At 33.9% G+C, this 12480-nt stretch carries 6 protein-coding genes and 1 pseudogene; 5 read left to right on the top strand and 2 right to left on the bottom strand.

From position 1 onward, the window contains the following. Positions 1-6: 6 nt before the first annotated feature. Positions 7-2262 carry a formate C-acetyltransferase gene (gene pflB, locus A9D35_RS00935; RefSeq protein ID WP_066217855.1) on the bottom strand — a complete coding sequence of 752 codons (2256 nt, stop codon included), beginning with the start codon at positions 2260-2262 and terminating at the stop codon, positions 7-9. A gap of 839 nt (positions 2263-3101) precedes the next feature. Continuing rightward, positions 3102-4088, bottom strand: a complete 987-nt coding sequence (locus tag A9D35_RS00930; RefSeq protein ID WP_066225675.1) for an LLM class flavin-dependent oxidoreductase — start codon at positions 4086-4088, stop codon at positions 3102-3104. Between the two features lie 223 nt (positions 4089-4311). Here A9D35_RS00930 and A9D35_RS19595 point away from each other — a divergent pair. The 5 genes and pseudogenes from A9D35_RS19595 to A9D35_RS00905 all read left to right on the top strand — a co-directional run bounded on the left by A9D35_RS19595 (position 4312) and on the right by A9D35_RS00905 (position 12383). Continuing rightward, positions 4312-5639, top strand: a pseudogene (locus A9D35_RS19595) (glycoside hydrolase family 1 protein). A 343-nt stretch (positions 5640-5982) separates the two neighbouring features. Next, positions 5983-6507: a DUF4251 domain-containing protein gene (locus A9D35_RS00920; protein WP_066217854.1), complete on the top strand. Its 525-nt coding sequence runs from the start codon at positions 5983-5985 to the stop codon at positions 6505-6507. A gap of 77 nt (positions 6508-6584) precedes the next feature. Continuing rightward, positions 6585-6944 carry a septal ring lytic transglycosylase RlpA family protein gene (locus A9D35_RS00915; RefSeq protein ID WP_066217853.1) on the top strand — a complete coding sequence of 120 codons (360 nt, stop codon included), beginning with the start codon at positions 6585-6587 and terminating at the stop codon, positions 6942-6944. 626 nt (positions 6945-7570) lie between these two features. Beyond that, positions 7571-10537, top strand: coding sequence for a T9SS type B sorting domain-containing protein (locus A9D35_RS00910; RefSeq protein WP_066217851.1), 2967 nt, complete (start codon positions 7571-7573; stop codon positions 10535-10537). Positions 10538-10541: 4 nt separating this feature from the next. Continuing rightward, positions 10542-12383, top strand: coding sequence for a PorP/SprF family type IX secretion system membrane protein (locus tag A9D35_RS00905; RefSeq protein WP_066217849.1), 1842 nt, complete (start codon positions 10542-10544; stop codon positions 12381-12383). The last annotated feature ends 97 nt before the right edge of the window (positions 12384-12480 follow it).

The raw sequence follows: 12480 nt of genomic DNA, 5'->3' as shown, positions 1-12480 counted from the left end.
TTTAGTTTACATAGATTCGTGGAAAGAACGAGAAATTACCTCTAATTGTTGTTCTCTTGTTAACCTTACAAAGTTAACAGCATATCCAGACACACGAATTGTTAATTGCGGGTGATTTTCTGGATGCTCCATCGCATCTAATAAAGTGTCTTTGTCTAACACATTCACGTTAAGGTGTTGTGCACCATTAGAGAAGTATCCTGTTAGTGTTGCCACTAAGTTGTTAATACGATCTTCTTCTGTAGAACCTAAAGATTTAGGAACTATTGAGAAGGTATTAGATACACCATCTAATGAATCTTTATAGTCTATTTTTGCAACCGAGTTTAATGAAGCAATTGCTCCGTTAGTGTCACGTCCGTGCATTGGGTTTGCTCCTGGTGCAAAAGCCACACCTTTAGCTCTACCGTCTGGAGTTGCACCTGTCTTTTTACCGTATACTACGTTAGACGTAATAGTAAGTACAGACATAGTTGGCTCTGCATTTTTGTAAACCGCTAATTTTTTCAACTCGTTGTTAAAGTCTTCTACTGCATCATGAGCAAATACATCTACTCTATCGTCGTCATTTCCATATTTAGGGAAATCACCTTCTATTTCGAAGCTTACAGTTAAACCTTCTTCATTTCTGATTGGTTTTACTTTCGCATATTTAATTGCTGATAATGAATCTGCTACAATTGATAACCCTGCAATACCATAAGCGATATTAATTGCTGGATTCGTATCGATTAAAGCCATTTGAGCTTTTTCGTAGTAATATTTATCGTGCATGTAGTGAATAATGTTCATAGAATCGTTATAAACACGTGCTACATCTACCATTGCTAATTTAAAATTAGCCATTACTTTATCGAAGTCTAAATACTCATCGTTATCTGGAGCTATTCCGTCTACCATTAGTGTTCCAGTTTCTTCACAACGTCCACCGTTTACTGCTAATAATAAAGTCTTAGCTAAGTTAGTACGCGCACCGAAGAACTGAATTTGCTTTCCAATTTCTTGGTAAGACACACAACATGCAATACCGTAATCATCAGATCCTCTTAGTGTACGCATTAAATCGTCGTTTTCAAACTGAATTGAAGAGGTATCTATAGCTACTTTAGCACAATATTTTCTGAAGTTTTCAGGTAATGATGGCGACCATAAAACAGTCATGTTTGGTTCTGGTGATGGCCCTAGGTTGTATAACGTATGTAAGAAACGGAAAGCCGTTTTAGTTACTTTTGTACGACCGTCGGCAAACATACCACCAATAGCTTCTGTTACCCAAGTTGGATCTCCTGCAAAAATTTCATCGTAAGCAGACATTCTTAAGTGACGAACCATTCTTAATTTCATTACGAATTGGTCGATATACTCTTGAGCTTCAATTTCTCCGATTACTTCATTTTTCAAATCTCTTTCAATAAAAATATCTAAGAATGTAGATACATTACCTAAAGACATTGCAGCACCATCTTGTTCTTTAACAGCTGCTAAGTACGCCATGTATGTCCATTGTACAGCCTCACGTGCATTTGCAGCAGGACGACCTAACTCAAGACCATAAGCATTACCCATAGCAATCATATCCTTTAATGCTTTAATTTGCTCAGAAACTTCTTCTCTTAAGCGAATAACGGCATCGGTCATAGGACCTTCAATATTTGCTAAATCTTGTTTTTTAGCCTCAATAAGACTATTAATTCCATATAAAGCTACTCTACGGTAATCACCAATAATTCTACCACGTGCATAATTATCTGGTAAACCTGTTAAAAAACCTAACGATCTAAATTTTCTGATTTCTGCATTATAAGCATCAAAAACACCATCATTATGCGTTTTTACATATTTAGAGAATAAATCATTTACTGCGTTTGCTGGTTTTAAACCGTGCTCTTCTAATGCTTTTTGCACAACTTTATACCCACCAAAAGGCTTCATAGCTCTTTTAAGTAAACCATCGGTTTGTAAACCAACAATTACTTCGTTTTCTTTATCTATATAACCTGCTTCAAAATTTGCAATTCCTGAAACAGTATCTGTATCTACAGAATGTACTCCATTATTATTTCTTTCAATTTGAGTTGCACTTTTACATACTTCCCAAAGTTTTTGAGTACGTTCACTTGGTCCAATTAAAAAATCGTGAGTTCCGTGGTAAGGTGTAATATTCCTGTATACGAAATCACGTACATTTACAGATGTATTCCAATCTCCGTTTTGGAATCCTTCAGTTGACAAACTTTCTTTTTCTAACTCTGCTACTTTCATCTTTCTGTTTATTAAAATCCTTGATTAATTTTACATTACAAATTTCGTGAGAAAGCCAAGTTCAAAACATGACAAGTGTCACCTTTCGATATATTTCCGTAGTCTTTAAAAATTCCTAATCAATAATCTACTTAATCTCAATAAATCTTTAATTAAACCTATATTTTGTGAAAATAGACCCTTTAGAATTATGTAATTGATAATTCTAACACTCTTAAAGTTTTCTTAAATTTAAAATTTTGAAGTTTTTGAACGTCAGATTAACTACTTTTGCGCCCTCAAAAAAGGATTTTTCATCTAAAACCTTTCCAATTTTCACCCTAAAAAAGTCAATTTCCGGCCTCTTTTTTCACCTTAAATAGGTCTATATTCTTAAAAGATTAAGGGATAAAAGTTTCGAAAATTTACGAAATCGATTTCGCTAACACATTATTATTTAATAATTTAAGAACTCTTGTTTTTAAGAGAAGAGGTTTTAAGTAGAATAAAATTGTCAGTGTTATACCTATATATATAGGAGGAGAAAATTCAGCTAAATTTAGAGACAATTAAAAACGCCATTTTAAGATGACTAAAGTGTGAATTTGTCAGAAAACTACACCTTTTGCACTTAACTAAAACATTCAGGACGTTTAAACCGACTTTGTTTTTTTAGAATACAAATTAAAAATGGCAGATTAATTTAAATGGATAAGATATTCTATTTACTAGGTTAAAATTGCAATTGGCACAACCTCATTTGCTATTAATTTTGGATACATACAATTCAGGAATGTAACACATAGATTTGGTTAATTAAATAAAGAAATCTATAAAGAATTAGCCATTAAAAATCTCGCTCAAATAGTATAAGATAACTTTCTAGCCTCTAAATCGTAAATATGCGATACAACAATAAGCTCTTGTATACGCGTTTTAGACACAAAATCTGTTAATTGCTTTTCCACAGTGGCCTTAGACCCTATAAAAGTATAATGTAGCATATTACTAATCATAGCTTTTTGAGGTTCATTCCAAATACCATCCATTGTAGCTATTGGTGGTTGTAACGGCCTGCGCGTATTGCTAACAATACCCATAGCTAATTGATATAAACTTGTTGCCAATACATGGGCTTCTTCATCTGTTTCTGCCGCAATTACATTTACACACGCCATGCTATACGGTTGTTGCAAAGAAGACGATGCAGTGAATTTATTATTATAAATATGGAGCGCATCAAATAAATGTGCCGGAGCAAAATGGCTAGCAAAAGCATAAGGCAACCCTTTAGAAGCGGCCAGTTCTGCACTAAATGTACTGGAGCCCAATAAATATAAGGGAATTTCTAGGCCTTCACCCGGGATAGCACGAACGGCTTCGTGCGGATTATTATTAGAAAAGAATGCTTGCAATTCGTTAATATTATTCGGAAAATCTTGCACCGTTTCTTGTCGATCTCGACGCAAAGCCATGGCCGTACGTTGGTCTGTTCCGGGAGCTCTTCCTAAACCTAAATCGATTCGGTTTGGATATAATGTGGCTAAGGTCCCAAACTGTTCTGCAACGACCAAAGGAGCGTGATTTGGTAACATAATACCACCAGATCCTACCCGGATAGAGTTGGTGCCTTGGGCCACATAACCTAACAAAACAACAGTGGCCGAGCTTACAATACTATCCATATTATGATGTTCAGAGATCCAGAACCTTTCATATCCTAAAGATTCAACATGTTGCGCTAAGGCTAGAGAATTTTGCATCGATTGCTGATGAGAATGCCCTTGTAAAACAGGAACTAAATCTAATACCGAAAATTTGATTGTTTTTAAATCTGGATGACTCATCATATACTAACTCGTTTTACAATTTTATTGGATTATGTAGACGACCTTTTTAGAGGAAACCTTACAAAGGTAGTTAAACCAACCTAGAATAAAGCAGTCGCACTTAGCCAGAATCCTTAATCTATTCTTAAAGTTTAATTACTATAAACTTCATATGTAAAGTTTACTTTTATCATTAAACCAAGCTTTAAATCCAGCAAAAAAGGCTTGAGTACCTAAGCTTGTGAAATCTAAACATTTTCCAAAATCATTTAAATGGGGCGTAACAATCTCGGCGTATCAAAACGAAGGTGCATATAACACCCATGGTAAAGGTCCGTCTATTTGGGATACATTTACCAATCGCAGTCAGTTTAAAAAAGGAAACGGTAATACAGCAACAGATTTCTACACGTATTATAAAGACGATATTCTAAACGTTAAAGCTTTACATTTAGATTGCTTCCGATTTTCATTGTCCTGGTCTCGTCTATTTCCTTTAGGAACAGGAGACGTTAATCCGGAAGGTGTAGCTTTTTATCACGATGTTATAGATTACTGTTTGAGTTTAAATATTGAACCTTGGATAACTTTATATCATTGGGATTTACCTCAAGCCCTACAGGATCAGGGAGGATGGACCAACAGAGCGATTTTAGATTGGTTTGAAAGCTATGTTACGTTTTGTACTAAAGAATACGGATCTAAAGTAAAAACATGGATCATTTTAAACGAACCTATGAGTTTTATTGGCTTAGGCTATTTTATGGGGATGCACGCTCCAGGAAAGAAAGGCTTACGAAATTTTTTACCTGCCGCTCATCACGCCACCCTTTGTCAGGCTATTGGAGGACGCATTGTTCGAAAAAATGTGGAACAGGCCAACATAGGAACTTCCTTTTCTTGCTCTTATGTACGGCCAATAAACAGACGTATTATTCATAAAAAGGCAGCAGAACGCCTTGATGCTTTACTGAATCGTTTTTTTTAGAACCCGCTTTGGGGCTCGGGTATCCCACCGAAACTATTCCTGGTTTAAAACGTATAGAAAAATATGTTTTACCGGGTGACGATGCATTAATGCCTTTTGATTTCGATTTTATTGGGGTGCAATATTATTTTAAAGTGGTGGCCAAATTTAGTCTTTTCCCTCCTATTTTATTTGCCACCGAGGTACCAGCGGCAAAAAGAAATGTGAATATAAATGCTATGGATTTAGAAATTTATCCAAAAGGGTTATACAAAGTGCTTCAACAATTTAATCAATACCAACAAATAAAAGCCATTTACATTACAGAATCTGGTATCTGTTTTGAAGATGAATTAGAGGATGGGAAAATCCTTGACAAAAATCGAATTTCCTATTTTAAAAAGACTTTTAAATACACCTTAAAGGCTATAGAAAATAACATTCCAGTACAAGGTTATTTTTTCTGGACTTTGGTAGATAATTTTGAATGGGCAGAAGGCATAAAACCAAGATTTGGATTGTTCTATACCAATTTTAAAAGCCAAGAACGCATTATAAAAAAATCGGGGTTATGGCTAAAATCGTTTTTAAAAAAGCGCTAGGTCATTTCCAATGTTAATAAAAAAACCATCTTCAGCTTTTAAATTTCCTCCAAATATCGAAAAAAGATCTTCAGTCACTTCAAATATTCGAAAATCATTACTTCGAGCAATATTACTGCACACAATACGTATAACTATGTATTTTTCTGGTTTTAGTTTAAAGTGAATACAGTAGCCAATATAAAATTGACTTATTTATTGTATATTAAAGGTAGAACATCACTTAAAAATTATTTTGATGTCTTTAGTTTAGAAATATCCTGAATCATAAAAAATAACTAAAGCTCTAGAAAACTTAAAAAATCTAGTCTAAATTTGAAATGATTACATAAAATTATATAGCATGAAAAAATATATAGTAGTACTATTTGTTATATGCTTTGGAATTCATTTTTCTGTTGCACAAACACGCTCGGAACGAAAAGCAGCCAAAAAAGAAAAAGAAGCACAAGAGTTTGCTAATATGAAAACTCTTATTGATACCAAACAATATACCTTTGAAGGTGATTGGGCGACCACCCAGAGTGGAAAACGCATAACTTTAATTGGCAACCCAAATTATTTAAATATTGATAAAACAAAAGCCAAAGCCGAACTACCTTTTTTTGGCGTGGCCCAAAGCATTCCTTATGGTGGAGATGGCGGTATTAAATTTGATGGTGAACTTAAAAATTACGAAGTAAGTTATAACGATAAAAAACGCATTGTAATAGTCAATTTTTCTGCTACCAATGGTACCGAAACTTTCGATTGTACGCTCCGCATTTACGGCCCAGAAACCACAACTTTAAATATTAATAGCACCAATAGAAATACCATAAATTACGACGGTCGTATAAAGCCCTTACCTGTTAAAAAGGAAGACTGATTATTGTTTATTAATGTTATAATATTTTATATTTAGCCGCGAATCATAGAACTCCCACCCCAAAAACCTACTTACTTTTGAAAAATTTAATAAAAATAATCTGTGTTGTAATTATATGTTGGGCAACACAAACAGCTACAGCACAAACTACTACTGGTATCGCTAGTTATTATAGCAATAGTTTGCAAGGCAAGAAAACGGCGAGCGGCGAAACTTATAAAAAGAATAAATTAACCGCGGCCCATAGAACACTTCCTTTTAATACTCGTGTACGGGTTACTAATTTAAGTAACAACAAATCTGTAATTGTGACTATTAATGATCGTGGACCACGAAAAAAAAGCAGAATTATAGATGTCTCTCGTGCTGCAGCTAAAAAACTTGATTTTATTGATGACGGTATCACCAAAGTGGACATTGAAGTTTTAAATGATTAATTTGTTTTCCTAAGGCTATATGCTTTAAACAATCACTTTCAAAACGTTTTGTATTCTCTTAGGAAAGTTACTGTATTGAGGTTATATAAAAATCACTACACATTATATCGGTCTTAAAAGACATCTGGTTTAGCTTTTGGTACAGTACTTTATTATAAAAAGGAAAAAATAGCAATTTGTACACCTAAAATTCTACACTTTCAACACCATTTTAGCGCTACATAAATGGTATCGATTTATCTTACATAAGTATCTTTAAGCTCTATTTTTAATAAAAAATCGCTTTTTAATCACATTTTTCAGTTTTCACTTTTAAGCCCTTGTTTTTAAATACATTTCGTATTTTTTTAAGCACCTTTTTTTCAAAGTCACAAAAAATTATCGGGATAAAATGCTGCATTTTATCGATTAAATGCAAAAATACTTGTTGAAGCGTAATTAAATTCATAGGTTTATCCTATAATTCTTACTTCAACAATAAAATGAAGTAGACTTAGAAAAGTATAAATACATTTTTTAATTATAACAAAAGCATATTGAAACAAAACTAAAAGCCACTTTTATTTAGCCTTTTACTACTTACCCCAAAAAGAAGTAAACATCTAAATAAATTTTACTAATCCACCATGAAAAGCATTAACCTACCAAATAAGCACTGTTTGTTTGTTGGACTATTTATCTGGTTATTTTTTACTGTAGAGAGTTACTCCCAAATCACGATTTTAACTCCGACATTAGATTTTACTCAGGCTTGTGCATCAACCGATTTTAATGAATATCAAGTTACGTTTTCATTTTATCCAGCACAAAATTTAGGCTCAGACAACACCTTTTTAATAGAACTCTCAGATGGCTCTGGAAGTTTCGATGCACCTACAGTTTTAGAAACTTTAACCAATACTACATCTCCAGTTCGTGCCAAATTTAAAATTCCGGAAACTGCTTCTGGGACAGGTTATAAAATAAGAATTAAAAGTACAGATCCAGAATTTACAAGTCCGGAATCAAGTGCTTTTTCTGCACATTACGCTATTCATAATCAACCGTTTTCAATAAATAGTTACGATAGTAATGTATCTCTTTGCCAAGGGGAAACCTACACCTTAACGATCGATAATAATAACACGCCAGCATCGCCTGTATATTATCCTGAACTTACCTATAAATGGTATAAAAACTTTTTAGAAATATCGGGAGAAACCACATCTCAATTAACGGTGTCTGAGTCGGGATCGTATTATTGTATTGTCGATTATGGTAACTGTGTTATGGATTCCTATTCTAACATTGTCGATGTTAATGTTATTAGTGATATTAAACCTATTATTTCATCGGAAAATAATGCAAATGCTATTTGCAATGGCGGAAGCACCCTTTTAACAAGTAATTTTCAGGACAGTAGTTTTACTTTTACTTGGTTTAAAGACAATAGCCCTATAGCAAATTCTGATGCACCAACTTATAATGCTACCCAACCAGGGTTATATCATGTTACCATAGATAATGGAAGTTGTGACTTTGTATCGAATGCTATTGATATCGATTTATTAGATATAGATATTTCTATTAACAACAACCAAGATGAAGTACTACTTATTCCTGGAAACACCATTCAATTAAACACCACAACAACGGCCACTGCCCCAACCTATACTTGGTTTAAAGATGGTAGTGTTATAACTGGATCATCAGAATCTAATATCTCGGTAGCAGAACCAGGAGTGTATCGTGTTTCCGTGGCCCAAAATTCTCCTTGTACAATAGAAAAAGAAGCATCTATTACAGTATATGCTCCATTATATTACGAATTAGCGATTACTGCTCTTAATGATTATGAGGCTTGTAATAGCGCCCAAACTACATTAAGCGTTTCTAAATTTGATGCTATTACAGACAATGCCGTCATCGATTTATTAGGAAATACCCAAGCGTATTCTTTTACATGGTATAACAATAATATTGAAGTAAGTGGAGAAACCTCAAGCTCAATACATATCAATTCGGCTTCAGAAAATGGTAGCTATACCTTAGACGTAAATCTTGGTAATTCTGAAACGGTTATTTCTAATGCACTTGATATTAATTTGGCTTCAGAAGTTATAGAAATTTCAAACAACACGGCTTTGTGCGAAGGAAACTCTGTAGTCATTACATCGTCGGTAACCAATTCTAATTACAGCTACCAATGGTATAAAAATGATGTTTTAATTACTGGTGAAAATACCTTCAGTATAACCACTACTAATGAGGGTGATTATCATTTAGATGTTTTAACTGGCGATTGTACCTCAACATCAAACATCATATCCTTAGTAAAAGGACAAATTTCTATTACCTCAGAAACACCAGAATCCGATGTTTTACTTCCTGGAACAACTAAATTAATAGAAGTGCAAACGGATGCCGTTAATCCAACCTATTCTTGGTATAAAGATGATGTAGCCTTAAACAACGAAAATCAATCTACCCTAACCATTACAGAGGGCGGAATTTATAAAGTTACCGTAGCACAAACTGCCGATTGTATTACCGAAGTATCTAAAACGTTTACAATTTCAACGCCTACAGACGCTGTTGCGACCATTAGTACAGACGCTGATTTTAAAACCTGTTCTACCTCACCTACTCAGTTATCGCTATCTAGTTTAGAAGCCTCTACAGCTAATGGGACGATAGATTTACTTGAAGGTGACACTTCTACCTACAGTTTTCAGTGGCTAAAAGACGGTGCTACAGTTGCAAATGCGACCTCTTTAGAGTTAGACATTCAAGATTTTACACAAAACGGAACCTACAATTTAGTAAGCCATATTCCTGGATTTGGCGATGTTATTTCGAATAATATCGAAGTACAATTATCATCTATAGAAGCCTTCTCTATTACTTCTGAAGGCACGCTTTGCGATACTAACAGCCAAGTAGTTTTAACAACAGACAATCCACATTTAGGGCAATATAGCTATGCGTGGTATAAGGAAGGTGATACTCAGGTTTTAGAAACAACTCCAGAACTTACCACTCAAGAAGCTGGTATGTATTATTTAGAAATAAGCGATGCCAATTGTACGGTGGCTTCTAATAGTATTGAGCTAAATTATTTCGATGACAGCCAAGTTATTACTAGTCATCCATCAGACATCAATTTATACGAAGGCACAAGCCTAACATTATCTGCCGAAGGAGCTTCAACTTACATCTGGAAATTTAATGATGCTATAATTAGCGAAACATGGGAAGTAAAAATATCTGAAGCTGGTATTTACACCTTAACGGCTTCCGTTGGATCTTGTGAAACGGTTAGAGAATTCAACGTAAATATTATACCAAACAATGCGATTGCTATTCCTAATATAGTGAGTTTAAATGGCGATGGTTATAACGACACTTGGGCCTTACCTTCAACCTATTTAAATGAAAATACAGAAATTACAATATATGAAGCCACAGGAAAGGAAGTCTTAAAAACAACCAATTATTCGAACAATTGGCCTGCAACAGATTTTAAATTTTCAACAAAAAGTCCGGTGTTTTATTACACCATAAAATCTGGAAATGAAATTACAAACAAAGGATCTATAACCATAATAAAATAAGGAGATGATAAAAAAACACATCATATTATTTTTTATCGTTCAGGTCTTCGCACTGGGTCAAATTTGTGCGCAAGAAAACCCTGTGTTGTCCTTAAGTGTACCGTCTCAAAACAATTTAAAATACAATCGTTTTTTACAAAACCCTACGTTTACTTTTGTTCGAGAACATAACACAAACATTTCGGCATATAACAGAAGTCAATGGGTTGGTTTTAACGATGCACCTAAAGTGTACATTATTAGCTACTCTGGAAAATTCACCGAAAAGGCTGGATTAGGTTTTGGATTATTTCAACAGAACATGGGAGTCATTTCAAGTTTTGGAGCCCTTGCTAATTACGCATACAACATTAAACTTAACAACGAATTAGATTTAACCTTAGGTTTCAATTTTGCTTATTACAATAGCGGATTAAACCGAAATAAAATTGTAACAAGCGATCAAGATCCGCTTATAGCAGGTTTAGATAACACCTCATTATTAAGCATTCAGCCAGGAATTAATTTAAGTTATAAGCAATTTGATTTTGGATTATACGCCGAAAATTTAGTGGATTTTGATTTTTCTTCAACAAAATTAGCCAATGATTATGTTCCGAAATCATTTATTATTCACGGTATGTACACGCATCCTTTACAATCTATGGAGGTCTTGTTAGAGGAAGCAACACTTCAGGGGCTAGTTCGTACACGTTTTAACGAAGTTACCGATTTTGATTTTGGAGCATCTGCAATTTTTGATGCCCCTAAACTTGGATGGTTACAAACAGGTTACGATAGCTTTTATGGTATTAGTGCAGGACTTGGGGTGCATCTTTCAAAACGTATTTCTATTGGGTATACCTACGAAAAAGGAATTAAAAATGGCATTTCAAATTTTGGTTCTACGCATGAGTTCAATATTGCATTTGCAATAAAACACGAACGTAAAACCGATCCGTTTGAAGCTTTTAATCACGATGCCGAAAAATTAATCGAAGAGTACGATGTATTAAATGCTACTTCAGAAAAAGATAACCTTCTTGCAGATATAGAAGTTGAACTGGATGAAAACACTTTACCATTCTTAGAAAACTTATTGGAAGATGAAACTTTAACTCCTTCAGAAAAAATTGAAGTTGAAACCCGAATCACCAATCTTAAAACCTATGCAGATCGTGCAGAGAATGTACAAGCTTTAGGTAAAAACGCGAAACCTATAGTTTTACGAAATGCCAATGCAACTCAAAATAAAATTGTTCCTAAAACGGTTGAAGATTTAAAAAACGCAAAAGATGGCTACTATTTAGTGTCTACGCCTAAAGAGGACATAAATAATAAAACACTTGTAAATATTAAACGATACGACATTTTACCAGAAGCTATTAGTGCTTTAAATGATAAAACTGAAAAAGGCGAAGACAAAGACCTTTATATTATTCATGTTGATAATGAAGATGAACAAAACCCGAAAACGGTACCTGCAAAAACAGACTTGCAAATAGCCCAAGAAAAAGCGGACGAAGAAGTTAGAAACCGTTTAAAATTAAAAGGTGTAGAAGATTTAAGACAATCGCCAAGTACAGGTGTAAAGCTTGAAATGAAAGATATCCCTCAAGGCTATTACATAGTTGCTAATGTGTTCTCAGACTATACAAATGCTATTAATTTTAAAGATGATTTATTGAGTCGAGGTTTAGATCCAGATTCATTTATTAATCCTAAAAACAATTACATGTATGTATACTTGAAACGATTTGATGAATGGCAGGATGCATTAATAAGCTATTATACGAATGTAAATCATAAATATTTTGATGATATATGGATTATGCCAATAAACACGAATGAAACGAATAAAAATTAACAACCAATAAAAAATAAATATATGGTTAACATTTCCCCAAAGTGTTAAACATATAGTAAAAAACAGAAAACCAATAATCCAAATAAGTACCTAATTA

The organism is Formosa haliotis (genome assembly GCF_001685485.1).
GTDB classification, from domain to species: domain Bacteria; phylum Bacteroidota; class Bacteroidia; order Flavobacteriales; family Flavobacteriaceae; genus Formosa; species Formosa haliotis.
This window is presented reverse-complemented; position numbering and strand designations above follow the sequence as displayed.